General features: G+C 74.0%; 21 protein-coding genes and 4 tRNA genes. 13 read left to right on the forward strand and 12 right to left on the reverse strand.

Annotated elements, in window-relative coordinates; genetic code table 11:
• Positions 1–236: 236 nt before the first annotated feature.
• Together AB0K43_RS21305 and AB0K43_RS21310 are read left to right on the forward strand one after the other, a co-directional pair.
• On the forward strand, positions 237–1,601 hold the full coding sequence (locus AB0K43_RS21305) for an FAD-linked oxidase C-terminal domain-containing protein (protein ID WP_363641994.1): 1,365 nt from the start codon (positions 237–239) through the stop codon (positions 1,599–1,601).
• 431 nt (positions 1,602–2,032) lie between these two features.
• Positions 2,033–2,374 (forward strand): hypothetical protein, encoded by a 342-nt coding sequence (locus AB0K43_RS21310; protein ID WP_363641996.1) that lies wholly within the window; start codon positions 2,033–2,035, stop codon positions 2,372–2,374.
• A 283-nt stretch (positions 2,375–2,657) separates the two neighbouring features.
• On the opposite strand, the gene AB0K43_RS21315 is transcribed toward AB0K43_RS21310, so the two are convergent.
• Positions 2,658–3,719 carry an EamA family transporter gene (locus AB0K43_RS21315; RefSeq protein ID WP_363641998.1) on the reverse strand — a complete coding sequence of 354 codons (1,062 nt, stop codon included), beginning with the start codon at positions 3,717–3,719 and terminating at the stop codon, positions 2,658–2,660.
• A gap of 140 nt (positions 3,720–3,859) precedes the next feature.
• Here AB0K43_RS21315 and AB0K43_RS21320 point away from each other — a divergent pair, with 140 nt between their 5' ends.
• From AB0K43_RS21320 to AB0K43_RS21330, 3 genes are all read left to right on the forward strand, one after another.
• On the forward strand, positions 3,860–4,780 hold the full coding sequence (locus AB0K43_RS21320; protein ID WP_363642000.1) for a DUF1906 domain-containing protein: 921 nt from the start codon (positions 3,860–3,862) through the stop codon (positions 4,778–4,780).
• A 201-nt stretch (positions 4,781–4,981) separates the two neighbouring features.
• Positions 4,982–6,643, forward strand: coding sequence for a long-chain fatty acid--CoA ligase (locus AB0K43_RS21325; protein WP_363642002.1), 1,662 nt, complete (start codon positions 4,982–4,984; stop codon positions 6,641–6,643).
• 89 nt (positions 6,644–6,732) lie between these two features.
• Positions 6,733–7,227, forward strand: coding sequence for a DUF4396 domain-containing protein (locus tag AB0K43_RS21330; protein ID WP_363642004.1), 495 nt, complete (start codon positions 6,733–6,735; stop codon positions 7,225–7,227).
• Between the two features lie 19 nt (positions 7,228–7,246).
• On the opposite strand, the gene AB0K43_RS21335 is transcribed toward AB0K43_RS21330, so the two are convergent.
• Positions 7,247–10,519, reverse strand: coding sequence for a PAS domain-containing protein (locus AB0K43_RS21335; RefSeq protein WP_363642006.1), 3,273 nt, complete (start codon positions 10,517–10,519; stop codon positions 7,247–7,249).
• Positions 10,520–10,721: 202 nt separating this feature from the next.
• On the opposite strand from AB0K43_RS21335, the gene AB0K43_RS21340 reads away from it, so the two are divergent.
• The 3 genes from AB0K43_RS21340 (at position 10,722) to AB0K43_RS21350 (ending at position 11,143) form a co-directional block, all read left to right on the forward strand.
• A tRNA-Ser gene (locus AB0K43_RS21340) sits at positions 10,722–10,812 on the forward strand.
• Between the two features lie 145 nt (positions 10,813–10,957).
• A tRNA-Arg gene (locus tag AB0K43_RS21345) sits at positions 10,958–11,033 on the forward strand.
• 34 nt (positions 11,034–11,067) lie between these two features.
• Positions 11,068–11,143: transfer RNA gene (locus AB0K43_RS21350), tRNA-Arg, on the forward strand.
• 62 nt (positions 11,144–11,205) lie between these two features.
• Here the strand turns inward: AB0K43_RS21350 and AB0K43_RS21355 are convergent.
• Complete coding sequence (locus tag AB0K43_RS21355) at positions 11,206–12,405, reverse strand: globin domain-containing protein (RefSeq protein ID WP_363642008.1); 1,200 nt, start codon at positions 12,403–12,405, stop codon at positions 11,206–11,208.
• Between the two features lie 636 nt (positions 12,406–13,041).
• Between AB0K43_RS21355 and AB0K43_RS21360 the strand changes: the two genes are divergently transcribed.
• Positions 13,042–15,726 carry an Ig-like domain-containing protein gene (locus AB0K43_RS21360; RefSeq protein ID WP_363642010.1) on the forward strand — a complete coding sequence of 895 codons (2,685 nt, stop codon included), beginning with the start codon at positions 13,042–13,044 and terminating at the stop codon, positions 15,724–15,726.
• Positions 15,727–15,861: 135 nt separating this feature from the next.
• Positions 15,862–17,184 (forward strand): SPFH domain-containing protein, encoded by a 1,323-nt coding sequence (locus AB0K43_RS21365; RefSeq protein ID WP_363642012.1) that lies wholly within the window; start codon positions 15,862–15,864, stop codon positions 17,182–17,184.
• Positions 17,185–17,323: 139 nt separating this feature from the next.
• On the opposite strand, the gene AB0K43_RS21370 is transcribed toward AB0K43_RS21365, so the two are convergent.
• Positions 17,324–18,289, reverse strand: a complete 966-nt coding sequence (locus AB0K43_RS21370; RefSeq protein WP_363642014.1) for an aldo/keto reductase — start codon at positions 18,287–18,289, stop codon at positions 17,324–17,326.
• A gap of 164 nt (positions 18,290–18,453) precedes the next feature.
• Here AB0K43_RS21370 and AB0K43_RS21375 point away from each other — a divergent pair, with 164 nt between their 5' ends.
• Both AB0K43_RS21375 and AB0K43_RS21380 read left to right on the forward strand, forming a co-directional pair.
• Positions 18,454–18,657: a hypothetical protein gene (locus AB0K43_RS21375; RefSeq protein WP_363642016.1), complete on the forward strand. Its 204-nt coding sequence runs from the start codon at positions 18,454–18,456 to the stop codon at positions 18,655–18,657.
• Between the two features lie 140 nt (positions 18,658–18,797).
• Positions 18,798–19,688, forward strand: coding sequence for a tyrosine-protein phosphatase (locus AB0K43_RS21380; protein ID WP_363642018.1), 891 nt, complete (start codon positions 18,798–18,800; stop codon positions 19,686–19,688).
• 71 nt (positions 19,689–19,759) lie between these two features.
• Here the strand turns inward: AB0K43_RS21380 and AB0K43_RS21385 are convergent, their stop codons facing one another.
• The 8 genes from AB0K43_RS21385 to AB0K43_RS21420 all read right to left on the reverse strand — a co-directional run bounded on the left by AB0K43_RS21385 (position 19,760) and on the right by AB0K43_RS21420 (position 24,621).
• The gene (locus AB0K43_RS21385) at positions 19,760–20,575 is read right to left on the reverse strand and encodes an RNA polymerase sigma factor SigF (RefSeq protein WP_363642064.1); all 816 of its coding nucleotides are present in this window, start codon (positions 20,573–20,575) and stop codon (positions 19,760–19,762) included.
• 244 nt (positions 20,576–20,819) lie between these two features.
• Complete coding sequence (locus AB0K43_RS21390) at positions 20,820–21,707, reverse strand: RNA polymerase sigma factor SigF (protein ID WP_363642020.1); 888 nt, start codon at positions 21,705–21,707, stop codon at positions 20,820–20,822.
• A 290-nt stretch (positions 21,708–21,997) separates the two neighbouring features.
• Positions 21,998–22,291, reverse strand: a complete 294-nt coding sequence (locus tag AB0K43_RS21395) for a Dabb family protein (RefSeq protein WP_363642022.1) — start codon at positions 22,289–22,291, stop codon at positions 21,998–22,000.
• A gap of 61 nt (positions 22,292–22,352) precedes the next feature.
• Positions 22,353–22,517: a hypothetical protein gene (locus AB0K43_RS21400; RefSeq protein ID WP_350641138.1), complete on the reverse strand. Its 165-nt coding sequence runs from the start codon at positions 22,515–22,517 to the stop codon at positions 22,353–22,355.
• A gap of 394 nt (positions 22,518–22,911) precedes the next feature.
• Positions 22,912–22,998 (reverse strand) — tRNA-Ser (locus AB0K43_RS21405).
• Positions 22,999–23,064: 66 nt separating this feature from the next.
• Positions 23,065–23,580: a tRNA adenosine(34) deaminase TadA gene (gene tadA, locus AB0K43_RS21410; RefSeq protein WP_363642024.1), complete on the reverse strand. Its 516-nt coding sequence runs from the start codon at positions 23,578–23,580 to the stop codon at positions 23,065–23,067.
• 50 nt (positions 23,581–23,630) lie between these two features.
• A complete protein-coding gene (locus tag AB0K43_RS21415; protein WP_363642026.1) occupies positions 23,631–24,188 on the reverse strand; it encodes a hypothetical protein in 558 nt (185 codons plus the stop codon).
• Positions 24,189–24,417: 229 nt separating this feature from the next.
• Positions 24,418–24,621, reverse strand: a complete 204-nt coding sequence (locus AB0K43_RS21420; protein ID WP_363642028.1) for a hypothetical protein — start codon at positions 24,619–24,621, stop codon at positions 24,418–24,420.
• A gap of 174 nt (positions 24,622–24,795) precedes the next feature.
• Here AB0K43_RS21420 and upp point away from each other — a divergent pair, with 174 nt between their 5' ends.
• Positions 24,796–25,431, forward strand: coding sequence for a uracil phosphoribosyltransferase (gene upp / locus AB0K43_RS21425; protein WP_363642030.1), 636 nt, complete (start codon positions 24,796–24,798; stop codon positions 25,429–25,431).
• The last annotated feature ends 36 nt before the right edge of the window (positions 25,432–25,467 follow it).

The raw sequence follows: 25,467 nt of genomic DNA on the forward strand, positions 1-25,467 counted from the left end.
CCGTCATCCCCATGGGCCTCCGTCGGCCCAGCGGCGCAAGGCACGCGCCGAACGCCGCCGAGGACGCGCCCCGGCAGCGGCTGTCTCCGGACGGCTGCCTCAGCACCCGCGCCGCGCCCTGCGGGAGCCGTCCCGTGCCGTGCGGGAGCCGACCGGTCCCCGAGGCAGCCTTGCGGCCACCCCGGCGTGGCGGAAGAGTGCGGAGCGGGACAGGTGCGCGAGGAGCGGAGGCTGCCGTGAGTGATCTGGTCGACCGGTTGGTGCAGGGGCTGCCCGAGGGAGCCGTGGTGGTGGACCCGGACGTGGCGGCCACCTACGCCCGCGACATGGCCGGGTTCTGCGCGGCCGGATCGCCGGCCGTGGTGGTCTTCCCGCGGACCGTCGAGCAGGTGCAGCACGTGCTCCGGACGGCCACCGCGCTGCGCGTCCCGGTGGTGCCGCAGGGCGCCCGCACCGGCCTGTCCGGCGGTGCCAACGCGGTGGACGGCTGCATCGTGCTCTCGCTGGTCGCGATGGACCGGATCCTGGAGATCGACCCGGTCGACCGGCTGGCCGTGGTGGAGCCCGGCGTGGTGAACGCCGTGCTGTCGCGGGCGGCCGGGGAGCACGGGCTGGCGTACCCGCCCGACCCGTCCAGTTGGGAGTCCTGCACCATCGGCGGCAACATCGCCACCGGCGCCGGCGGGCTGTGCTGCGTCAAGTACGGGGTCACCAGCGAGTACGTGCTGGGCCTGGACGTGGTGCTGGCGGACGGGCGGCTGCTGCGGACCGGGCGCCGGACGGCGAAGGGCGTCGCGGGCTACGACCTGACCCGGCTGCTGGTGGGCTCCGAGGGGACGCTGGGGGTGGTGGTGCAGGCGGTGCTGGCGCTCCGTCCGGAGCCGGCGCCGCCGCTGGTGCTGGCGGCCGAGTTCGCCGGGACGGACGAGGCCTGCGCGGCGGTCTGCGAGGTGATGGCCCGGGGGTTCACACCGTCGCTGATGGAGCTGATGGACGCCACCACCGTGCGGGCGGTGAACGAGATGGCCGCGATGGGGCTGCCGGAGAGCACCAAGGCATTGCTGCTGGTGGCCTTCGACGGGCCGGCGCAGGCCACCGAACTGGCCGCGGTGGCCGAGCTGTGCCGGGCCGCGGGGGCCACCGAGGTGGTGCCGGCCGAGGACCGGGCGGAGTCCGAACTGCTGCTCCAGGCGCGGCGGCTGGCGCTGCCGGCGCTGGACCGGATGGGCACCACGATGATCGACGACGTGGCGGTGCCGCGCTCCCGCCTGGCCAAGATGCTCGCCGGGGTGGCCGCGATCGCCGAACGCGGCGCGCTGACCATCGGCGTGGTCTCGCACGCGGGGGACGGCAACACCCACCCGGTGGTGGTGTTCGACGCGACCGATCCGCAGGAGACGGCCCGGGCCGAGCGCTCCTTCGAGGAGATCATGGCGCTGGGCCTGGAGCTCGGCGGCACGGTGACCGGGGAGCACGGCATCGGCCTGCTGAAGCGGGAGTGGCTGGCCCGGGAGCTGGGGCCGGTGGGCCTGGAAGTGCAGCGGCAGATCAAGTCGGTCTTCGACCCGCTGGGAATCATGAATCCGGGTAAGACTCTCTGACGTTCATTCAAATGACCATCCAGTCACGATGATTCTGCTGATGGCGGCTGGCCGAAAACATCGGGGTGAATGGCCGACATCCCCACCCCGAGGGCGTGTGCCCAAAATTGCACGCCGAGGTGGTGCGGTCGGTGTGCGACCGGCCGCGCGCACGCCCGGCGCAAATCCCGCCCAGGATCCGGCTGTTCGTGCCGAGCGCCATGTCAGCGGCGGAGCGTCTGTCGACGAACGATCTCTGCTCGGGCCATGCGCGGCCGCGGTGAAGTCACGCTAACGGGCGAAAAGCCCTTCCGGTACTGGCGCTTTGTCGATTTGTTGCGGAAGGCTGTCCCTAGGCGTCGCAGCCCCCCGGGGGTTCGTCTGGCAGCGAACTCCCTTACTTGTCAATGCAAATGCAGCCCTTTCCGGGCCGGCAGCTTCTTGGAGGACTCATGGCGCGCTCCCGAATCCGCACCACCGGCCGGCTGGCCGGCCTGCTGGTCGCCGCACCGCTCGCGGCCGGCCTGCTGATCGCCGGCGCCGGCTCGGCCGCCGCCGACGACGGCGCGTTCGCCGGCGACGGTTCCAACAGCAGCGTGGTGTCCAACTTCGGCAGCGGGAACATCTTCGGCTCGGTCGACGGCAACTACAACGCAACCCAGCAGACCGCCACGGGCTCGGGTGCCTCGAACCAGAACAGCAATGTCGGGATCAAGGACAACTCGGGCTTCGTCTTCACCGATCAGTCCAACAAGGACTTCAGCTTCGTCTTCGCCCCGGTCATCGGCGGCTGACGCCGAGGTCGGGACGACACCCCGGGCCCCGTTCCCCCATCACCTGCACCACCACTGACGGCGGGGGCGCCGACAGTCGGACGCACGGTGCGGTCGGCCGGTCGAGATCGGACCGGCGGACGGGACGGGCCGGGCGCGACACCCGGGAGCGGAAAGGGTCACCGCACTCCGGCGATGACGGGCGGCACCGGCAACGGCGCCGCCCGTCGGCGTTCCCCCGCCCACCTCCGGGCCGCACCGCGCCCCGACACCGCGCCCCGACACCGCGCCCCCGCGCCGAGCCTCAGCGCCGCGCGGTCAGGGTGGCCCCGACACTGGCCACCACCACGCAGGCGATCCCCGCCACCTGCACCCACCCCAGCAGTTGGTGCAGCACCACCAGCCCGACCAGCGCACTGACCGCCGGATCCAGACTGACGATCACGCTGAACACCCGCTGCGGCATCCTGCGCAGCGCCGCCATCTCCAGCGCGTACGGGATCACCGGGATGAGCAGCGCCACCCCGGCGACGGCGAGCAGCAGCAGGGCGGGCGCCGAGGCGTCGGCCAGCCCGTGCCAGGCCTCCACCGCGCCGAACGGTGCCAGTGCCAGGGTGCCGATGGTGAACGAGACGGCCAGTCCCTCGAAGCCCTTGAAGGCGGCCCCGACCTTGTCCGTGAACAGGATGTACCCGGCGTAGCAGGCCGCCGCCCCGAAGGCGTACGCCAGACCGACCGGGTCGAGCCCGCCGCCGTCGGAGCCTTCGCCGAGCAGCGTGAGCAGCACCACCCCGCCCCCGGCCAGCAGGGCCCAGAGCAGGTGGGAGACCCGGCGGGCCAGTGTCAGCGCGACCGCGAGCGGGCCGAGGAACTCGATGGTGGAGGCGGTGCCCATCGGCAGCCGGTCGACCGCTCCGGCGAACAGCGAGGTCATCCCGGCCGAGGCGACCCCGAGCAGCACGGCCAGGCCGAGGTCCCGGCGGCTGCGGCCGCGCAGCCGGGGCCTGGTCACCGTGAGCAGCAGCCCCGCCGCGAGGGCGAGCCGCAGGAAGGTGGCGCCGCCGACGCCGAGCAGGCCGAACAGCGGTTTGGAAGCCGCGATACCCAGCTGCACGGCGAACATCGACACCACACACAACAGCGGCGCCGGGATGCTTCCCAGGCGCCGCTGTGCGTCCGCGATCCGCGAGCCGGCTGTCGGCCGGTGCGTCCCGGCCGTGCCGCCGGGGGGTGGATCGATGGTGACGGAGGGCGCCGCACCGCGTCGTCGCCAACCACCACGCTCGCCGGCGGGCTCTCCCTTGGGGGAGGGCGGCATGGCAAGGGCGTCGGCGAGAGCCGGTTCGCAGGAGTTGGCGCTGGGCATGGGAACGAGTGTGGCGTAAGGAGTCCAGAAGCTCCAAACTCATTACCACTGGTCGAGACGGTGCCCCCGACCAGGTGAAACCGCCGATCCCCCCTGCGCGGCAGGAGCCCGATCCGATGATGGGTCAGTAGCACTGGAGGGTGCGCTATCTAGGTCCCGCAGCCCTGACCGCCGCCTCCCTCGTCCTGCTCCTGGCCACCGACCGGACCGTCCTCGACCAGGGCCGGCCGCTCGCCGGGACGCTGAGCGCCGGCCTCGCGGCCGCGCCCGCCCCCGCGGTCGCCGCGCCCCCGCCGCCCCGGCGGCGGGTGCTGGCCGATCCCCGGGCGCGGCGCGAGGCGCTGCCCCGGGAGGTGTTCACCGGCGCCGGCTTCGACGCCTGCGCCGCCCCCGCACTGGAGACCATGCGCGCCTGGCGCACCGCCTCCCCGTACGGCGCGCTGGGCATCTACAGCAGCGGTGACCAGCGGGCCTGCGATCAGCCCCGGCTGACCGCGGCCTGGGTGCGCGAGGTCCGCGCGATGGGCTGGCAGCTGATCCCCACCCACGTCGGCCTGCAGGCGCCGTGCCGGGAGCCGGGCGGCAAGCCGAAGCGGATCGACCCTGCCAAGGCCGTGCAGCAGGGCCGGGACGAGGCCGCGCTGGCGGTCCGCGGCCTGACGGCGCTCGAGCTGGCCGTCGGCAGCCCGGTCTACCTGGACATCGAGTCGTACCCGAGGGGGGACGCGGCCTGCAGCCAGGCCGTCATCGACTTCACCCTGGGCTGGACCCAGGCCCTGCACGCCGCGGGCTTCCACTCGGGCTTCTACTCCAGCACCGATTCGGGCATCGCCGACCTGGCCGCCGCCGCCCGGGTCGGCAGCTACCCGCTGCCGGACGCCGTCTGGTACGCCCGCTGGGACGACCGGGCCACCACGGTGGACGGCAGCGGCCAGCTCGAACCCGACCTGTGGACCGAGCGCCAGCGGATCCACCAGCACCACGGCAACGTCGAGGAGAGCTACGGCGGCGCCACCCTCACCGTCGACCGCGACCAGCTGGACGCCCTGGTCGCCCGCTGACCCGACGGCGCCCCCTCGCGGGCCCCGCCCGTCGACCCGACGGCGCCCCGTCGAGCGCCCGGACAGGTGACCGGACAGGTGACCGGTGCAACGGGAGACGGGTGCTGACAGCGAAGCCCGGGACCGGCAAAATCAGGGCTCGGCCGCCCGTCATTACTGCCGGGTAGTCGACCCCAGGTGCCGCCAGGTCAAGGAGGACCCGTGTTCAGCACGATGCAGGACGTCCCGCTCACCGTCGCCAGAATCCTCACCCACGGCTCGACGGTCCACGGCAGCGCCACCGTCACCACCTGGAACGGTGCCGAGCCGGTCACCCGGACCTACGCCGAGGTCGGGGCCCGGGCCGCGCAGCTCGCACACGCCCTGCGCGACGAGCTCGGTGTCACCGACGGAAGTGTTTTGGGGACGTTGATGTGGAACAACGGCGAGCACCTGGAGGTGTACCTCGCGGTGCCGTCCATGGGCGCCGTGCTGCACACCCTCAACCTGCGGCTGCCCGCCGCCCAGCTCTCCTACATCGTCAACCACGCCGCCGACCGCGCGATCGTCGTCGACGGCAGCCTGCTGCCCCTGCTGGCCGGGATCCTGCCGCAGCTGAGCCCCACCCTCCAGCACATCGTGGTCAACGGCGAGGGCGACCGCTCGCTGCTCGACGGCTTCGCCGGCACCGTGCACGGGTACGAGGAGCTGATCGCCGGGCGCCCGGTGGAGTACCCCTGGCAGGCCGACATCGACGAGCGCCGGGCCGCCGCGCTCTGCTACACCTCCGGGACCACCGGCGACCCCAAGGGCGTGGTCTACAGCCACCGTTCGGTCTACCTGCACTGCCTCCAGGTCAACGCGGCGGACAGCTTCGGCCTCACCTCCCGGGACCTGGCGCTCCCGGTCGTCCCGATGTTCCACGTCAACGCCTGGGGCCTGCCGCACGCCGCCTTCATGTCCGGCGCGAGCCTGCTGATGCCCGACCGCCACCTGCAGCCCAAGCCGCTCGCCGAGATGATCGACCGGTTCCGGCCGACCGTCAGCGCCGCCGTGCCGACCATCTGGAACGGCCTGCTGGACGAGCTGGACGCCGGCAGCTACGACACCTCCTCGCTGCGGATGGTGGTGATCGGCGGCTCGGCCTGCCCGCCCGCCCTGATGAAGGGCTTCCAGGAGCGCCACGGCATCCAGGTGGTGCACGCCTGGGGGATGACCGAGACCTCCCCGCTGGGCACCTTCGCCCTCCCGCCGGGCGGGCTGACCCCGGAGCAGGAGTGGCCGTACCGGGTCACCCAGGGGCACTTCCCGGCCTCGGTCCAGGCCCGGCTGGTCGGCCCGTCCGGGGAGCGGATGCCGCACGACGGCCACGCCCAGGGCGAGCTGGAGGTCCGCGGGCCGTGGATCGCCGGCGCCTACTTCGCCGGGGCCGGCCAGGATCCGGAGCGGCCGGCGGACAAGTTCAGCGAGGACGGCTGGCTGCGCACCGGCGACGTCGGCACCATCACCGCCGACGGCTACCTCACGCTGACCGACCGGGCCAAGGACGTGATCAAGTCCGGCGGGGAGTGGATCTCCTCGGTCGAACTGGAGAACCACCTGATGGCCCACCCGGAGGTCGCCGAGGCGGCCGTGGTCGCCGTGCCGGACGAGAAGTGGGGCGAGCGTCCGCTGGCCACCGTCGTGCTGCGGGCCGGGGCCACCGTGGGGCTGCCCGAACTGCGCGACTTCCTGGCCGGCCGGATCGCCTCCTGGCAGCTGCCGGAGCGCTGGTCGATCGTGCCGGCCGTGCCCAAGACCAGCGTCGGCAAGTTCGACAAGAAGGTCATCCGGGCCGAGTACGCGGCCGACCGGCTGGAGGTCACCGTCCTCGGCAAGGCGTAGCCCGCACCACCGGATACCCCCCGAGGGAATACCCCCGGGGGGTATCCGGTTCTCCTGATCGGACCGCAGGTCGAACAGGAGGCCCCGCCATGGACCACCAGCACCAGCACCACCAGCACCACCATGCGCACAGCGCCCACGCCCCGGCCGACCGGAGCTGGCGCACCGCCGCCCAGGCCACCCTGCACTGCCTCACCGGCTGCGCCGTCGGCGAGATCCTCGGCCTGGTCGTCGGCACCGCCCTCGGCCTGCACAACGGCGCCACCGTGGCGCTCTCCGTCGGGCTCGCCTTCGCCTTCGGCTACGCGCTGACCATGCGCGGCATGCTGCGCGCCGGGCTCGACCTCGGTCGGGCGTTCAGGGTCGCGCTGGCCGCCGACACCGTCTCCATCGCCGTGATGGAACTGATCGACACCGGCACGGTGCTCGCCGTCCCCGGCGCGATGGACGCGGGCCTCGGCGACACCCTCTTCTGGGCCTCGCTGGCCGCCGCGCTGCTGCTGGCCTTCCTGGTCACCGTCCCGGTCAACCGCTGGCTGATCGGGCGCGGCCGGGGCCACGCCGTCGTCCACGCCCAGCACTGACCAGCCGTGCGGACCGCGCTCAGCCGACCGTGCTGACCTCGCCCATCGCACCGATCCGCCCGAGCAGGTCGACGATCCGGGACTGCACGTCCTCGCTGGTCGACCGCTCCGCCAGGAAGAGCACCGTCTCCCCGGTCCGCAGCCGCGGCAGCTCCTGCGGGTCGAGGTCCACCGAGGTGTACACCACCAGCGGAGTGCGGTGCAGCCGGTCGTTGGCCCGCAGCCAGTCCAGCAGCCCGACCCGCCGACGACGGACCTGGAGCAGGTCCATCACCACCAGGTTGGGCTGCACGCTGCTGGCCCGGGAGACCGCGTCGTTCTCGTCCAGCGCGTGCTCGACGTGCATCCCGCGCCGCTCCAGACTGCTGATCATCGCGGCCGCGATGTCCGGATCCGACTCCACCAGCAGCACCCGGGCCGCGTGGTTCTCGCCGTCCCGCGGCGCCAGCGCCCGCAGCAGCACCGCCGGGTCCGCGCCGTACGCGGCGTCCCGGGTGGCCTGGCCGAGCCCCGCGGTGACCAGCACCGGCACCCGGCTGTTCAACGCGGCCGTCCGCAGCGACTGCAGCGCAGTCCGGGTGATCGGCCCGGTCAACGGGTCGACGAAGAGCGCCGCCGGGAAGCCCGACACCTGGGCGTCGACCTCCTCCCGCGAGCGGACGATCACCGGCCGGTACCCGCGGTCCTGCAGCGCCTGCTTGGTCGACGGATCGGGCTCCGGCCACACCAGCAGCCGGCGGGCACCGTCCACCGCGGGGGTCACCATGGTCGGCGGATCCGCCGGGGCGGCCCCCGGCTGCTGCTCCTCCGGCCGCCCGGACCCGGACATCGGCAGCTCGGAGACCGGGCGCGGCGGCGTCCGGCCACCCGCCTGAGCCGCCGGCTCGGCCTGCGCCGGCTCCCCGCCGCCCTCGGCGGCCGGCAGCGCGGCCCGCTCGACCGCCTGGCCGGGCCTGGCCACCGCGACCGCCTGCGAAGGGGCGTCCGCGAACGCGCTCGGGAAGGCGCTCGCGAAGCCGCCGCCCAGCGGCCGCGGCGGCGCCAGCTCGCCGAGCCCGCTGCCGACCGGCCGCGGCTGCTGCGCCGGACCGTCACCGCTCGGCGCGGCCGCCGGCAGCTCCGCCCGGGCGGGCCTGGCCAGCTCCAGCTCGGCGGCGGGCTCGGAGGCCGGGACGGGCTGCCCGGCCTCGGCCGCAGCGCCCTCGCCCGGCCCGCCGGGCACCGCGAGCCGGCGCCGGCGACCGGTCGGCCGGGCGGCCGGCGGGTCCGCCGGCGCCTCACCCTGGGCGGGCACCGGCACCGCGGCCGGCAGCGACTGCTCCAGGCCCGGGTAGAGCGGCGTACCCGGGTCGGGGATGCCGGGGATCGACAGTGCGCCGGAGGACTCGTCCCCCGACGGCAGGCCGCGCCGCCGCCGCGACGGGCGGGCCGGCTCGGCGGCGGCCTCGACGGGCTCCGCCGCGGCGCCCTCGCCGACCGGATCGGCCGCCGGGCCGAGCGCGATGGCACCCCGCCCGTGCGGGCGCTCCGGCTCCTGGTCGGCCGCCGGCCCGGTGGCCACCCCGCGACCCTCCGAGCCGTCCGAGCCGGCCGGAGCGGCCTCCCGCCCGGCCACCCGGTCGCCCCCGGTACGCTCCCGTCCCTCGGCCCCGCCGTCCGACCCGCCGGCGGCCGCGGGCGGCACCTGCGGCAGGTCCGGCAGCATCGCCGTGTCCGTCTCCTTGGGCACGCTGCTCGACCGGCCGGCCGGCTTGGCCGACGGATCCAGCGGCAGCTCCACCACGTACGTCGTTCCGGCCCGGTTCGGCAGCTCGTGCCGCTGCAGCACACCGCCGTGCAGCTCGACGGTGGCGCGGGCGATCGGCAGATGGACCGGGCTCGGGCGGCGGGACGGCCCCCGCACCTCGATCCGGGCCACCTCGCCGCGCTGCGCCGCGGCCAGCACGACCATCGGCAGTTCGGTGCCGCTCGCCGGCATCGCCGGCACCCCGAGCCCGGGCGCGTCCGACCGGATCCCGGCGACGTCCAGCGAGGGGGTGACACCGCTCACATCCGCGACCAGGTGGGCCAGCGCCCGCGCCAACCGGTCCCGGTCGACCGAGAGCTCCACCGGCGCCGCGTGCACCGAGAAGCGCACCCGGCCGGGCCCGACCAGCTCGCCCGCCCGCTCCACGGCCCGCTGGACCACCGAGTCCAGCCCGACCTCGGCGCGCTCCAGCTGCTCCTTGCCGGCCTCCACCGCCTGCTCGAACTGCTGGTGCGCGAGCACCCCGTCGATCAGCGCGGAGAACCGGCGGCACTCGTCGGCGAGCCGCCGCAGGGTCCAGTTGGCCTCCGGCCAGAGCTGCCCGGCGGGATCCCCGGCCAGTCCGTCTATCCGCCGGTGCAGCGCCCCGAGGGCGTCGCCGAGCTCCTGCTCCAGCACGGCGGTCAGGTGCTCGTTGCGGGCGACCAGCGCCAGCTCCCTGGTCCGGTCGGTGAAGGTCATCACCGCGCCGACCAGCTGGTCGCCGTCCCGGACCGGCGCGGTGGTGAGGTCCACCGTCACCGGGGTGCCGTCCTTGCGCCACAGCACGGTGCCGCGCACCCGGTGCTTGCGGCCCGAGGTCAGGGTGTCCAGCAGCGCCGAGCCCTCCAGCGCCAGCGGGGTGCCGTCGGCCTGGGAGTGCTGGATCAGCGGGTGCAGCTCGCGCCCGCCGAGCTCGCTGGCCCGGTAGTCGAGGATGTGCGCCGCGGCCGGATTGACCAGCACCACCCGGCCGTCCAGGTCGACCCCGAGGACGCCCTCGGCGGCGGCCCGCAGGATCATCTCGGTCTGCTTGTGCTGCCGGCGCAGCTCCGCCTCGATGCCGAGCCGGCCGCTGACGTCACGGACCAGGAGCAGCAGCAGCCCCTGGCCGCTCGCCCCGGTGGACTCCCGGTACGGGTCGTAGGACAGGTACCCGAGGCTGTCGCCCCCGGCACGGTCGTCCTCGAAGTCGTTCCCGGCCACCTCGACCGGGAAGCTGGAGCCGTCGGTGCGCCGGGCGGTCATCCGCACCGGGGCGTCCAGTCGCTCGGGTTCACTCGCCTTGGGCCGCATCGAGCCGGGGATCCGGCTCGGGTCGAACTCGGGCAGCAGGTCCAGCACGCCCATGCCCACCAGCGAGGTGCCGGGCGCCTGGAGGCTCTGGACAGCGGCCTTGTTGGCCTCCACGACGGTGCCGTTGCTGTTCACCAACAGCAGCGCGTCGGGCAGGGCGTCGAGTATCGCGGCGAGGCGAGCAGCGCCTCGGGTCGGCCTGCTGCTCACGTCGACAGGTCTCCTCACGGCTGGGGGCCGCCGCTGCGACTCGCGGCACGCGCTCTCCTCGGGAGACTGGAGTATCTCATTCTTCTTTGCGCCGTGGACGACCCGGCTAGTAACGTTGTCGGTGGTTGGTGCCGGAGCCTCAGGCTGTGGCATCATCGCTTTCGCGCGGAGTGCGTCGCAGCAGCGACGTGGTCCGAGTGGAGGAGGCGTCGCCTAGTCCGGTCTATGGCGCCGCACTGCTAATGCGGTTTGGGTCTTAAAGCCCATCGAGGGTTCAAATCCCTCCGCCTCCGCCTCCATGGGGAGCCCCGTCGGTCACACCGACGGGGCTCCTTGCGTTGTGCCCCCGGCCGGGGGCGGAGCAATGGATTTCACCCCAGGTCGAGGGTCATGTAATGTTGTCCCCGCACCGCCCGGTTGGCCAGTTCGGCCGGGCGAGCGCTCATAGCTCAACGGATAGAGCACTTGACTACGGATCAAGAGGTTGCAGGTTCGAATCCTGCTGAGCGCACCACAACTCACGCTCGTGGCCCCTCGGGGCCGCCCGAGCGCTCATAGCTCAACGGATAGAGCACTTGACTACGGATCAAGAGGTTGCAGGTTCGAATCCTGCTGAGCGCACCAGCCGAAGGCCCCGGACGGATCGTCCGGGGCCTTCGTCGTTCCCGCGCCGGTCCCGCTCCCGGTCAGCCGAGCTCGGTGCGGTTGATCCAGGCGACGTCCCGCAGGTCGAGGAACCACTCGGAGGAGGTCAGCGGCCGGGCCCGGTTGAAGGTGACCGGCCCGGGGTCGTGCCGGATCAGCTCGGGGCGGGCGCCCTGGCCGATCAGCTGGCCGGCCAGCTGCGGGGCGAGCGCGGGCGGCCCGCTGAGGTGGATGTCGTGGCCGGAGCAGTCCCGGTGCCGGCGCAGCTGCTCGCGGAGCAGCTCGCTCGTGTCCCGCTGCGGGCCGCCGTCGGCGTACGTGGCCGGCACCAGCTCCAGCCAGCCGTGCCGGTCGGCCAGCTGCCGGGCGGCGGGCAGCCCGTAGCGGTCCCCGCCGCGGCGCGCGGCCAGGTGCAGCGTGGTGGGGCGGCCGCCGTCCAGGGCGACCTGTTCGAGCAGCGACTTGATCTGCGCCCAGCCGGTGCCGCCGGCCACGGCCAGCAGCGGGCGGGCGGAGCCGGGGGAGAGCACCGCGACGCCCAGCGCCGGGCCGAGCCGGACGCTCTCGCCGGGCAGCACGTCGTTCACCAGGACGGTGCTCAGCAGGCCGGCCGGCACCCGGCGGACGTGCAGTTCGACGGTCCGGTCCGGCCGCGGGGCGCAGGCGATCGAGTACGGGCGCCAGACCTCCGGCAGCCGCGGCGAGCAGAGCGTCAGGTACTGCCCTGCGGTGAAGGGGTAGGGGCGGTCGGGGGCGAGGGTGAGGACGACCAGGTCGGGGGCGGCCCGGCGGCGCTCCACCACCTCGGCCTGCCACCAGCGCGGGGTGGCGGCCGAGGGGGCGCGCGAGGCCTCGATCATCGCCTGGGAGATCACCGCGTACGCCTCGGTCCAGGCCTTCTCGATCTCCGGCGTCCAGGAGTGCCCGGAGAAGTGCCTCAGTGCGGCGACCAGGCTGGCCCCGACGGCGGGGTAGTGCTCGGGCAGGACCCGGAACTTACGGTGGTCGCGGCCGAGCGCAGCCAGGTAGTCGGCCAGCCGGTCGGCCTGGGTCAGCCGCAGCACCAGCTGGGTGAGCGCGCCGAACAGCCGGTCGCGCTGCTCGTCCATCCGCTCCGGGAAGAGCGCCCGGATCCCCGGGTTGTGGGTGAACAGGTGGGCGTAGAAGTACTTGGTGAGTTGATCGGCGCGGCGTTCGACCACAGCGAAGCTGGCGCGGAGGACGGCGAGGTCGGAAGGCACGGGCGCTGACTCTACTGAGCGGTTCGCCAATTCGAACAGGGATGGCTGATGAATGCTCAGGAATTGGTCGGTAAAGCCCGCTTGTGCCGCGCCGGCGCGATGGCTTGAATCCGACCGTTCCGGGTAGGTCCTACGCTGCCGGTCGGGTGACGACCAATCGGGTGTCACCCGGGCAGATCTGTCGGTGTCGCAGTATGACGGACTCCAGATCGTGATTCCCTTTTGTCGGATGTTATGGCTGTGTCGAAATCTAGGCCTGGCCCGCGACTTGGCGGACGTCATCGAGAGGAGGGCCGGATGAGCGGACAGTCTCCGCACCGCGCCCCGGCAACCCCGGGCCCCCCGGCCAGGCGTACCGGCGCCCGGCGGTCGGTGCACCGGGCAGCTGCCGCGGCACTGCTCGCCGGCCTGCTGATCGGCTGGAATTCACCCCCCGTGCCGGCCCAGCAGTCGCCGGACTCCTGGGCCGGCGACCGACGCGCGGCGCTGCCCTCGGGGTTGAGCGTCCAGCTGGATTTCGCCCCCCTCCCCGGAGTCGACGTCACCGCCGCCCCCGGAAAGCTCGCAGAACGCCCCACCGGAACTCCTTCCTACACGGATGGACTTCGCGCCGGCGATCCGGCCCAGACCTTTCTGGTGGCCGAGAAACGCCCCCGGGCGGACGGCTCCTGGCGGACCCTCGGCACCCTGCAGATCTCCTTCTCCCGCGCCGTCCGCAATCCCCGGCTGCACGTCAGCGGATTGGCCGGACTGGCCACCGGAACGGGTGGCACCACCGGCACGGCCACCCGGCTGACCGTCACCGGCGGCTCCCCGGCCGCCCCGACCCTGGTCGGCCGGACCGGCTGGTCCGGCTGGACGGTACGAGCCGGGGAGCTCGCCCCCGCCGGCGAGGGCTCGGCGGACGGTTCGGCGGACGGCTCCGGCTCCCTCGAACTGGCCGGCAGCATCAGCACCGTCACCCTGCGGATGGAACAGCGCAGCACCGCCCGGTCCGGTTCCACCACCGCACCCGCCACGTTGCGCCGGGCGTACACGGTCACCGTGGACGAGGGGCTGGGCAGCGCGCCGCAGAGCTACGGCAACGCCTCGCACGTCATCACCGACCTCTTCCTCGGGCAGGACGCGGGCGGCTCCAGCAGCCGCACCCGCCCCGGGCTGACCCAGACCGTCCCCCAGCCGCTCGTCCCCGGCGAGCAGCCGCCCCCGCCGATGCCGTACGACGGCGCGCCGGGCGAGGCCGCGCCGGACGACGGTCCGCTGGTCGAGCTCGACCACGGCGCCGGCCTGCGCAGCCCGTGGAGCAGCCCGGCGCCGCCGCAGCTCCAGCCCGGCCGGGGCGAGTACCTCGGCGCCGATCCCACCCTGGACTTCCCGGCCGAGGCGGCCGCCGGCCATTACTACGACCTCGCGGTGCCGGTCGGTCCGGGCAGCGGTCCGGCGACCCTGGCCGGCTGGATCGACTTCGACCACAACGGCCGCTTCGACCCGCTGGAGCGGGTCCAGGCCGAGGTGCCGGCCGGTGCCGGCAGCTCGACGCTGGAGTGGACGGTGCCGGACAAGGCGGTCGCCGGGGAGACCTGGGCTCGGCTGCGGATCGCCCGCAACGGCGCGCAACTGGTCACCCCCGGCGGGTTCGCCGACTCCGGTGAGGTGGTCGACCAGCGGGTGAGGATCGCGGTCGGTGCCGCCCGTCCGGAGATCTCCTGGCCGGTGGCCGGTACGGTCACCGCCGACCCGCGGCCGGAGATCCGCGGCGAGGGCGCCGTCCAGGGCGCGGCCGTGGCGGTGCTGGAGGGGGAGCGCGAGCTCTGCCGGAGCACGGCCGGTGCCGGGAGCGAGTGGTCCTGCCGCCCGGGCGGCGCGCTCGCCCCGGGTGCCCACACGCTGACTCCGGTCGAGACCACCAAGGGCGGCATGGTGCTGCGCGGCACGCCGGTCCGGATCACGGTCAAGACCGCGCCGCCCGAGCCGCCCGCGCTCACCCTGCCGGAGTTCACCAACGACCCCGGGCTGCTGATCACCGGTACCGGCGAGCCCGGCAGCACCGTTTCGGTGGCCCTGACCGACCTTCCCGGCGGGGTCCGGGCCGGCAGCGAACTGTGCAGCACCGAGGTGGGTGAGGACCACGGATGGTCCTGCCTGCCGGTGGAGAACCTGGTGGACGGCCGGCACCAGCTGACCGCCACCGCCGTCGACCAGGCCGGCAACCGCACCGCCGGCAAGCCGGTCGCCCTCACGGTCGACACGGTCGCGCCCGACCGTCCGCAGCTCGCGGCCCCCGTGGCCGGAGAGACGCTCGGCACGCCCCGCCCCCGGCTGTCCGGCCGGGCCGAACCCGGCGCCATGGTCACCGTCACCACCCAGGCCGCCGACCAGGAGCGGGCCACCGTGTGCGGCGCCGTGGCCGGCGCGGACTCCGCCTGGAGCTGCACGGCCACCCACGACCTGCCCGCCGGCGAGCAGACCCTGCTCGCCACCGCCACCGACCGGGCCGGGAACGGCACGGCGGGAGAGCCCGTCCGGGTCACCGTGCGGGCGGCCACATCCCCGTCGGTCTCGCCCACCGCGTCGCCCACCGCGGCGCCGTCCGGATCCTCGCCTTCCGCCTCCGCCTCCGCCTCCGCTTCGGCGTCCGGATCCGTCTCCGCTGCGCCGTCGGCGGTGACCGCACCCTCGGGGACGGCCGCGCCGAGCGGGTCACCCTCGCCCTCCGGGTCGCCCTCGTCCGGCGCGCCGTCGGACTCGCCCAGCGCCTCGCAACCTGGCGGAGCGGTCGTGTCCGGCCCGGCCGACCAGACGCCCACCCTGGTCCTGATCACCCCGGTGCCGCCCGGCCTGCTGCCGATCGTGGTGCCACCGGCCGCCCCGGAGCCACCCGCCCTCCCCGCGCCCTCGCCCGTCCTCGTGCCTTCGGCCGTCGTGGTGCCACCCGTCCGTGCGGCACCGGGCCCGAGCACCTCCGGGTCGGCGTCGGCGTCGGTCTCCGGAACAGGGTCCGCCTCGGCGTCACCCGAGCAGCCCGCAGCGGCGTCGCCGAGCACCGCAGCCGCTCCGAGCGCCGTACGCGGTGCCCCGGAGGCCGCGCCCGACGTGTCCGAGCCGCAGTTCGCACCGATGGCGCAGGACGCGGCCCCGGAGAGCGCGGACCGGGTGCTCGCGGCGCCGCCCGTCGATGCGCCCGGGACGGCCGCCGCCGCCCACGGAGCGCCGGCGACGGGCTGGCGCAAGGCCGCGATCGGCGTCCTGATGATCCTGCTCGGGCTGGGCCTGGTGACCAGGCGGGTGTTCGGCCGCGGCAGCGGATCGCGTCGCCGCTGAAGAGGTGACGGCCCGTCGGGACAACCTGGCGGGCCGTCGGAAAACCCGGACACGCCACGATGGAATGTCCCATTTGATGAGTTATCAACCTAATCTGGGCCCGTTGCGCGACCCACCGACCCCGAGGACCCGTGCATGGACGTCACCCGCGAACCCTCACCGGCAAGCGATCCCTCCGAGCGGCCGTCACTCCCCGCCGGGGCCACCCAGCTGGGCCGGGCGATGGCCCGAGCGGCGGCGAAACCGCTGATCAAGGCCGCACCGCTGATCAAGGTGGCCCTGTTCGACAACGACGACGAGCCGGACGGGCCGCCCACCCGGCCGATCCGCCCCGTCCGCGACCTCGGCCGGCACGCCGCACCGACCCCGCCACCGACCCCGCCACCGGCTCCGCTGCCCGCCCCGGTCGCGGGCCCCCACGCCCCGGACACCCCGGCGGCCCGGCGCCCCCCTCGGGTCGACCCGGGGCTGCGCGAGTGGACCGCCCGCACCACCCCCGGCTGGCTCGCCGTGCTGATGGTGCTGGCCGCCCTCGCCGCCATGGCGCTGGGCCTGGCCAGGGCCGGCATCGTCCCGCACCTCGGCGACCTGCCCGACCTCCGCAGCACGGCCGCCGTGGTGGCTGGTACGCCGGTGGTGACGGAGCTGGAGATCGCGGTGGTGGTCGGCTCCGGGCTGCTGATCATGTTCACGGTGGCCGGGCTGCTGGCCAACGCGGGCGGCGAGACCCGGGTGCTCACCCGCTGGGGGAGGTACCGGGGCACCGTCCGCCGGGCCGGCCTGGTCTGGGTGAACCCGATGCTGCGCCGCCACCGGGTGGACGTCCGGCTGCGCCACTGGCGCAGCGACCCGGTCCAGGTGACCGACCGCACCGGCACGCCGATCGTGGTCCGGCTGCTCATCGTCTGGCGGGTCAAGGACACCGCGCGGGCCCTGCTGGGAGTCGCCGAGCACGAGATCTACCTGCGCGAGCAGGTCCAGGCGGTGCTGACCCGGACGGCCACCGCGCTGCCCTGCGACTCCAACGCGGCACCCGGGCCGGCGCTCCGGGACGGGCAGTGGTTCTCCGACGAGCTGACCAGGGCGCTGGCCGCCGAGGTGGCCCCGGCCGGGCTGGAGGTCTACTCGGTGCAGCCCCTCGCCCTGGACTACGCCCCCGAGGTCTCCGACTCGATGCGCCGTCGCCGGCTGGCCGAGCTCGACGCGGGGCTGCGCACGGTCCTGGTGGACGACGCCGTCGAGGCGGCCGCGCTGGCCGTCCGGCGGCTGGAGCGGGTCACCGCCCACGAGCTGGACGAGGCCGCCCGCAGCGCGCTGATGGAGCACCTGCTGGTCGCCTTCGTGGCCCCGGCCGGAGTGGTCGCCCCGGTGCCCGCCCCGGCCGTCCGCCCCGTCCGCAAGGACGGTCCGATCCGCAGGGACGGGCCGCCCTCCCGCAGGGAGGGCAGACCGGTCTGACGGCAGCGCACAGGGGTGGTCCGGGCAACTCGCCCGCGACCACCCCTCGCGCTTGCCCGGGCGGCGGGCCGGCGCCCGCCGACGCACCGGAGGCCGGCGCCCGCCACCGGACGCCGGCGCCCGCTCCCCCCCCGGCCGATCAGGCCGAGGCCTCGTCCAGCAGCTTCAGCTCCTGCTCGGTCAGCACCAGGCCGGCCGCCGCCACCAGCGGCGCCAACTGCTCGACGGTGCGGGCACTGGCGATCGGCGCCGCCACCGTCGGCTGCGAGGCCAGCCAGGCCAGCGCCACGGTGGCCGGCTCCACCCGGTGCGCCTCGGCGACCTGGTCCACCGCGGCCAGCACCCGCGGCCCCCGCGGATCCTCCAGGTAGCGGCCGGCGCCCACGGCCCGGGCGCTGTCGACCGGCCCGCCGCCCGGCCGGTACTTGCCGGTCAGGAAGCCCGAGGCCAGCGCGGAGTACGGCACCGCGGCCAGGCCGTAGCGCGCCACCACGGCCGCCGGCTCGCCCTCGTAGGCCGCCCGCGCGACCAGGTTGTAGTGCGGCTGCACCGCCACGTACCCGGCCAGGCCCTCGCGGGCGGCGAACTCCAGTGACTCGGCCAGCCGGTCGGGCCCGATGTTGGAGGCGCCCAGCGCGCGGACCTTCCCCTCCCTGACCAGCTCGTCCAAGGCCGTGACGATCTCCTCGACCGGTGTGTCGAGGTCGTCCCGGTGGGTGTAGAAGAGGTCGATCCGCTCGATGCCGAGCCGGCGCAGGGACTCCTCCGCGCCGCGCTTGATCGTCTTCGCCCGCAGGCCGCTGAGGTCGGGGTGCGAGCCGACCTTGGTGGCGATGACGATCTCGTCCCGGTTGCCGCGGCTGCGCAGCCAGTCGCCGATCACGGTCTCCGACTCGCCGCCGGTGTTGCCCGGCACCCAGGCCGAGTAGACGTCCGCCGTGTCGACGAAGTTGCCGCCCGCCGCCGCGTAGGCGTCGAGCACGGCGAAGGACCGGGCCTCGTCCGCCGTCCAGCCGAAGACGTTGCCGCCGAGCGAGAGCGGCGAGACGGCCAGATCGGAGGTGCCCAGGGTTACACGTGGGGTGTCACTTCGGGGTTCGGTCATACCGCGGGTCAACCACGCGGCTCCCGGTCGCGATTCCCCCGCGGGCGGGGAGTTCACGAGCTTGTCGTACGGCCGTTGCAGGAGGTGAGAGGTCCGTGGAGATGGCCACGTCCGTGCCGGTCCGGGGTGTCGGGCGGGTGCCCGAATTGGCTAGAGTCCGTGCCATGGCTGACAACGACTACGACCCCGCCGGCAGCACCCAGATGTTCCGGGCGTTCGTCGACGAGACCCCGGCCCCGCAGGCCCCGGGTTCCGTCACCACCTACGGCAACTCCGGCGGTGGCTCCAACAGGACCGGAATGATCGCCATCGGTGCCGTGCTGGCGCTCGTGGTGATCGCCGGTGTCATCTGGCTCGCCGTCAAGTAACCCGCCCCTCCGGGCCGCCGGTGCGGCGGCCCGGCCGGGCGCCCGGCACCGGTCTCCCGGCGGGGTGGCGGCGATCGCGATGTCCCTAGACTGAACGAGGCCTACGACGCTCGTACGCCCGTGCCTCTGGAGGACGTCCCGTGACCCAGCAGCCCACCGAGACCGCCCGCAGCCTCGGCCTGACCGGCGCGGTCAACGCCCGCGACCTCGGGGGATACCCGACCGCGGACGGGCGGGTGCTGCGGCACGGCGTGGCGCTGCGCGCCGACGCGCTCAGCCGGCTCACCGACGGGGACCTCACGGTGCTGGCCGAGCACGGCCTGCGCCGGGTGGTCGACCTGCGCAGCCTCGACGAGGTCCGCGAGGCCGGCCCCGACCGCGTCCCCGGGCTGCCCGCGGCCGCCGTGGTGGCGGCCGAGCTCTCCGGCGTCCCGGTGACCGTCGAGCCCGCCGATCCGGCCGGCATCGCGCTGCACCACCTGCCGATCTTCGCCGCCGACTTCGACATCTACGTCGCGCTGCGCAACGCCCTGGCCGACCGGGACGCCGCCAAGCAGCGCGCCCTGCTCGGGGACGGCAAGGCCGCCGCGATGATGGTCGGCCTCTACCGCTGGTTCGTCACCGACCCGGTCGCCCGCGACCGCTTCGCCACCGTGATCCGGCTGCTGGCCGCGCCGGACGGGCCGCCGCTGATCTTCCACTGCTCGGCCGGCAAGGACCGCACCGGCTGGGCGGCCGCGCTGGTGCTCACCGCACTCGGCGTCGATCGCGAGACCGTCTTCGACGACTACCTGCTCACCAACGAGCGCTCCGCCGCCCTGATCGAGCAGATCGTGGACAGCTTCGGCACCCGCGGGTTGATGAAGGAGCCGGCCCTGCTGCTCCCGGTCTTCCGCGCCGAGCGGGCCTACCTGGAGACCGCCTTCGCCGAGGTCGCGGCCGGCTGGCCGTCCTTCGAGAAGTTCTGGCAGGACGGCCTCGGCCTGGACGACGAGGTGCTCGAAGGCCTCCGCACCAACCTCCTGGTCTGACCGCGCGGGGCACCTGCCCGGCCGGCGCCCCGCCCCGCCGGGGCCGGCGCCCCGTCCCGCCAGGGCCGGCGCTACGCCTCGGCGATCAGGCCGTCGCGGAGCTGGGCCAGGGTCTTGGTCAGCAGCCGGGAGACGTGCATCTGGGAGATGCCGATCTCCTCGCCGATCTGGGACTGGGTGAGATTCCCGAAGAATCGCAGCATGATGATCCGGCGCTCCCTCGGCGGCAGCTTGGCCAGCAGCGGCTTCAGCGACTCGCGGTACTCCACGCCCTCCAGCGCGAGGTCCTCGTAGCCGAGCCGGTCGGCCAGCGGGCCCTCGCCGTTGTCGTCCTCACCGGGGGTGGAGTCCAGCGAGCTGGCGGTGTACGCGTTGCCGACCGCCAGCCCCTCCACCACGTCGTCGTCGCTGACACCGAGGAAGGCGGCCAGCTCGGGCACGGTGGGGGAGCGGTCCAGCTTCTGGGAGAGCTCGTCGCCCGCCTTGGTGAGGGCCAGCCGCAGCTCCTGGAGGCGCCGCGGCACCCGGACCGACCAGCTGGTGTCCCGGAAGAAGCGCTTGATCTCGCCGACCACGGTGGGCATCGCGAAGGTCGGGAACTCCACCCCGCGGTCCGGGTCGAACCGGTCGATCGCCTTGATCAGCCCGATGGTGCCGACCTGGACGATGTCCTCCATCGGCTCGTTGCGGCTGCGGAAGCGCGCGGAGGCGTACCGGACCAGCGGCAGGTTCAACTCGATCAGGGTGTCCCGGACGTAGGTGTGCTCCGCGCTGCCCGCCGCCAGCGCAGCGAGCCGCCGGAACAGCGAGCGGGACAGCGTACGGGTGTCCAGCGTCCGGTCGGCGAGCTCGATCGGGCCGTCCGGCGCGACCGGCTGAGCGGGCACGGCGACGACCGCCCCCGGCTCAGGGCTCTCCACGGCGACCGCCTCGACGACTGCACTGGCCGGCTTTCCGGACACGCGCCCACCCCCTCGTGACTGACTGTTCAACGGACCCCACCAGACGGTGGTTCCCGGCTGAGTTCGCCCCCCACCTCAATACCGGCACACTGTCCCCGGCAAACCCGAATGTCGCAAGATGTCACTTCGCGGTAACACGGTGCGATCCCCGGCGTGCGCCCGGTGAGGGTCACTCCTCCCAGGAGTTCCCGGTCCGCAGCCGGGTCAGGATCCGCGCCAGCAGGCGCGAGACGTGCATCTGGGACATCCCGAGCTCGGTGGAGATCTGGGACTGCGTCAGGTTGGCGAAGAAGCGCAGCATGATGATCCGGCGCTCCCGCTCCGGCAGTTGCACCAGCAGGTGGCGGACCATGTCCCGGTGCTCCACGTCGGCCAGCGCGGAGTCCTCGTAGCCGAGCCGGTCCAGCAGGGCCAGCCCGCCCTCGTGCTCCTGCGCGGCCTCCAGCGAGGCCGCGTTGTAGGCCCGTCCGGCGTCCAGGCAGGCCCGGACGTCCTCCTCGGGGATCCGCAGGTTGGCGGCGATCTCCGGCACCTTGGGGGCCCGCCCGTGCACCACGGTGAGCTCCTCCATCGCGCCGCTCACCTGCACCCACAGCTCCTGGAGCCGGCGCGGCACGTGCATGGTGCGGACGTTGTCGCGGAAGTAGCGCTTGATCTCGCCCAGGATGGTCGGCAGGGCGTAGGTGGGGAACTGCACCCCGCGCTCCGGGTCGAACCGGTCGATCGCGTTGATCAGGCCGATGGTGCCGACCTGGACGATGTCCTCCATCGGCTCGTTGCGGCTGCGGAAGCGGGTCGCCGCGTAGCGCACCAGCGGGATGTTGACCTCGATCAGCGCCGCCCGGACCCGGGCCCGCTCGGGCGCCTCGGGTGGCAGCTCCGCCATCCGTTCGAAGAGCACCCTGGTCAGTGTGCGGACGTCCACCGCGCTCCCGCGCACGCCCGTCCGGTAGTCCGTCGGCTCCTCGGCGGGGGCTCCGGGCCCGGCGGCGGCCGCGGCCTGCGAGGGGCCCTCCTGGCCTGCCTCCGGCGTCCCGCCCTGTGTCCGAACGGACACTCGAACCCCTCCCAATGTCGACACCGCACGATCCGGGCTGCCTGCCTGCCGCCCGGTGCTGACCGGGCGCCGTGGTACTGCCCGGGGGCTCGCTCACCACCTCGCCATATCCGGCAAAACCGGTCATAGCATCACAAGTCGTTCCTGCTGCGGGCAAGTACCGGGTATGGGCGTGTTGGTCGGGGGTGCGGCGAACGGCCGTACGTGCTGCGGCCCCCCGCCCGGGGTGGGGGCGGGGGGCCGCAAGGGTTGTCCGTGTGCGACGTCGGCCGGTCGGGCCGCCCGGTCGGTCAGACCTCGAGGTCGGCGATCACCCAGGTGGCGAACTCGCGCCACTGGCCGGCCGCGGCCTGATGGGCCGGGTGGCCGAGGTAGGACTGCAGGGCCGCGCGGTCCTCGACCAGGCTGTTGATCGCGAAGTCGTGGGCGATGTCGCGGTCCGTGATGTTCCAGCCGCACTCCCACTCGCGCAGCTCGGGGACGAGCGGGCCGAGCTCCTCGAACGCCTTGGCGCCGGCGACCGCGCGCGGATCGTCCTTGGTGACGCCGTCGTTGAGCTTGAACAGGACCAGGTGCCGGATCACGATGCCGCTCCTAGCAGTGAGGGTGAACGAACCCCGTCACGGTAGCCGCCCGGGCGGCGGGTCATTTCACCAACCCGGTCATGAACGTCCCCACCGCCTTGGCCGCGTCCGAGATGCCGACGAAGCCCGACTGGACCAGCTCGGCGGCCCGGGTGGGGGAGGTGATGATCGTGTAGATCACGAAGATCAGGAGGAGGTACATGCCGACCTTCTTCGCCTGAGCCATCGAACGGGCCTGCCTCCCTGGTGCCGGGCGCCACCCTGGTCCCCGGGCGCCCACTCTCCTGGCGGCAGCTTATCCATCGGACGGGCTATCGAGTGAGCGCCGCGTTCACCCGTCGGGACGAAGGTCCTGGGGACTGGGGGCTTTCTCCGGATGCCCGTGTCGCGGCCGAGCGGGAGGATGGTTGATGTGGCGAGGATCTGGCAGGAATCCTCGACGCATGGAACCGGAGTTCCCCGCTGTGGGACCGGGCGCCGCGGTTTCCCCCCGACGCGGCACCGGTTGTGGGACCTCCGCAGGGGGAGCGGTCCGTCCCCCCGGGACCGCTCCCCCCTTTCCGAAACGACGAAGGGCCCCGACCGCGACGGTCGGGGCCCTTCGTTCTTACTGCTCAGAGCGGTAGCGGTGGGATTCGAACCCACGGTGAAGTTGCCCCCACACACGCTTTCGAGGCGTGCTCCTTTGGCCGCTCGGACACGCTACCGAGGGAGACTCTACCGGACGGCCCGGGCGGGAACGAAATCCGTTCCGGCGCCCCGGGCGGAGTGGCTCAGCGCTGGGTGTCGAAGAAGGTGCGGAGCTGGGCGCCGCACTCCTCGGCGAGCACGCCGCCGATCACCTCGGGCCGGTGGTTGAGCCGGCGGTCGCGCATCACGTCGAAGAGCGAGCCGGCCGCGCCGGCCTTCTCGTCGAGGGCGCCGTACACCACGCGGTCGATCCGGGACAGCACGATGGCGCCGGCGCACATGGTGCACGGCTCCAGCGTGACGACCAGCGTGCAGCCGCCGAGCCGCCACTCGCCGACCGCCGCGGCGGCCTGCCGGACGGCGACCACCTCGGCGTGGGCGGTCGGGTCGCCGACCGCCTCGCGCTCGTTGTGCCCGCGCCCGAGGACGGCGCCGTCCGGGCCCAGCACGAGCGCCCCGACCGGTACGTCTCCGGTGGCGGTTGCCAGCGCGGCCTCGGCGATGGCGAGGCGCATCTGGTCCGTCCAGCGGTCACGCACCGGGTCGGGGCGGACGGGGGCCGGGAGCGGGGCGAGCCGGGGGAGCGGTGCGGGCTGCATGGACCCAGTGTCGGACACCGGGCCCGGGTGGCGGGCCACCGGGCCGCCCGCTAGCGCACGGCCTCCAGGATCTCGCCGCAGCCGATCGCCTCGGCGATCTCGGCGAGCGCCTCGCCCGGCACCGCGCCCTCGCCGGCCAGGTCGGTCAGCTCCGTGGCGCCCAGCCCGTACTCGGCCAGCAGCTCCGCGTCGCCGAGCGGCCCGACCGGGACGCCGCCCGGACCGACGGCGCCGGCGGCCTCCTCGTCGCCGTCCTGCTCGCCGTCGGCGGCGTCCTCGTCGTCCAGCTCGGCGACCAGGTCGTCGAGGTCGTCGAAGTCGTCGCCGGAGTGGTCGACCAGCTCGTCGGTCAGGATCGCGCCGTAGGAGCTGCGGGCCGCCGCGGCGCCGTCGGAGACGAAGATCCGGGGGTCCTCCTCCCCGTCCACCCGCAGGACGGCGAACCAGGCGTCCTCCTGCTCGATGAAGACCAGCACGGTGTCGTCGTCCTCGGCGGCCTCCCGGGCGAGGTCGACCAGGTCGGTCAGGGCTTCTACGTTGTCGAGTTCGGTCTCGCTCACATCCCACCCGGCACCGGTGCGAGCAAGCACTGCAGCGAAGTACGCCACCAGGGACACTCCCAAGATTGGTCTCGGCTGTCGGCGATCTCGGGCGAACGCGGTCTGGCCGCCCCCGCGCCAGAGGCGGTCCGCTGTTCGGACCGTCCCACCGCATCGTGACAGAAAGCCCGCCGTCGCGGGGGGTGTTCGGCAGCGCGTCTTTGCAGGTCGTGTCGGAAAGCGCGGTCCGCAGCCGGTCCGTCACCGGTCCGCACCCGGCGCGGCGGCCGGCGGCCCGTCAGATCCGGAATGTTCGCATCCGCATCGCCTCGCGCAGCCGACGCTCCTTGGTGCGGCGTGGCTGCACCCGGGCCCGCAGCTCGCGCGCCTCGGCGAGCTCGCGAAGGAACACGGCCCGCCGTTTTCGGCGATCTGCGGCGGTCTCGGGCACGGGCTTGGACTCGTCTGTCGAGCCGGCCCCGGCGTGCGGGTTGCTCTTCATACGCTCCGACGTTCCCAGAAATGTCCGGTTGATACCACGGGAAAGGTCTCGGTTCGGTGAGGTACTTCGATCGGTGGCGCGCCGCAGCACGCGCAGCCGCCCCTTCCGCCCCGTGCGCCGCGCCCGTTTCGCGGCGAGTCGTACCCATGTGCTGCCGGACGTTACGGTTGGCACATGCGTCTCCATGTCGTCGACCACCCGCTGGTGGCCCACAAGCTCTCCACCCTGCGCGACGAGCGCACCGACTCGCCGACCTTCCGCAGGCTGACCGACGAGCTGGTGACCCTGCTCGCGTACGAGGCCACCCGGGACGTCCGGACCGACCAGGTGGAGATCACCACCCCGGTGGCGGTCACCACCGGCACCCGGCTGAGCTACCCCCGCCCGCTGGTGGTGCCGATCCTGCGGGCCGGCCTGGGCATGCTGGACGGCATGACCCGGCTGCTGCCCACCGCCGAGGTCGGCTTCCTGGGCATGGTGCGCAACGAGGAGACCCTGGAGGCCTCCACCTACGCGACCCGGATGCCGGACGACCTCTCCGGCCGTCAGGTCTACGTGCTGGACCCGATGCTGGCCACCGGCGGGACCTTGGTCGCCGCGATCCGGATGCTGCTGGAGCGCGGTGCCACCGACGTCATGGCCGTGGTGCTGCTGGCCGCGCCCGAGGGCGTGGCGCTGATGGAGAAGGAGCTCGCCGGCACGCCGGTCACCGTGGTGACCGCCGCGCTGGACGAGCGGCTCAACGAGCACGGCTACATCGTGCCGGGCCTGGGCGACGCGGGCGACCGCCTCTACGGCACGGCCGGCTGAGCCGGTAGCACCGGACCGTAGGACAGTGGGCGCCTC

The organism is Kitasatospora sp. NPDC049258, from assembly GCF_040678895.1.
In the GTDB taxonomy this organism is placed as follows: Bacteria; Actinomycetota; Actinomycetes; order Streptomycetales; family Streptomycetaceae; genus Kitasatospora.

What these genes read in the sequence shown, in the direction of transcription:
- AB0K43_RS21310 (WP_363641996.1), top strand. Translation starts at nt 2,033, where the DNA reads ATGGCGCGCTCCCGAATCCGCACCACCGGCCGGCTGGCCGGCCTGCTG.
- AB0K43_RS21315 (WP_363641998.1), bottom strand. Translation starts at nt 3,719, where the DNA reads ATGCCCAGCGCCAACTCCTGCGAACCGGCTCTCGCCGACGCCCTTGCC.
- AB0K43_RS21330 (WP_363642004.1), top strand. Translation starts at nt 6,733, where the DNA reads ATGGACCACCAGCACCAGCACCACCAGCACCACCATGCGCACAGCGCC.
- AB0K43_RS21365 (WP_363642012.1), top strand. Translation starts at nt 15,862, where the DNA reads ATGGACGTCACCCGCGAACCCTCACCGGCAAGCGATCCCTCCGAGCGG.
- AB0K43_RS21370 (WP_363642014.1), bottom strand. Translation starts at nt 18,289, where the DNA reads ATGACCGAACCCCGAAGTGACACCCCACGTGTAACCCTGGGCACCTCC.
- AB0K43_RS21375 (WP_363642016.1), top strand. Translation starts at nt 18,454, where the DNA reads ATGGCTGACAACGACTACGACCCCGCCGGCAGCACCCAGATGTTCCGG.
- AB0K43_RS21400 (WP_350641138.1), bottom strand. Translation starts at nt 22,517, where the DNA reads ATGGCTCAGGCGAAGAAGGTCGGCATGTACCTCCTCCTGATCTTCGTG.
- tadA (WP_363642024.1), bottom strand. Translation starts at nt 23,580, where the DNA reads ATGCAGCCCGCACCGCTCCCCCGGCTCGCCCCGCTCCCGGCCCCCGTC.
- AB0K43_RS21420 (WP_363642028.1), bottom strand. Translation starts at nt 24,621, where the DNA reads ATGAAGAGCAACCCGCACGCCGGGGCCGGCTCGACAGACGAGTCCAAG.
- upp (WP_363642030.1), top strand. Translation starts at nt 24,796, where the DNA reads ATGCGTCTCCATGTCGTCGACCACCCGCTGGTGGCCCACAAGCTCTCC.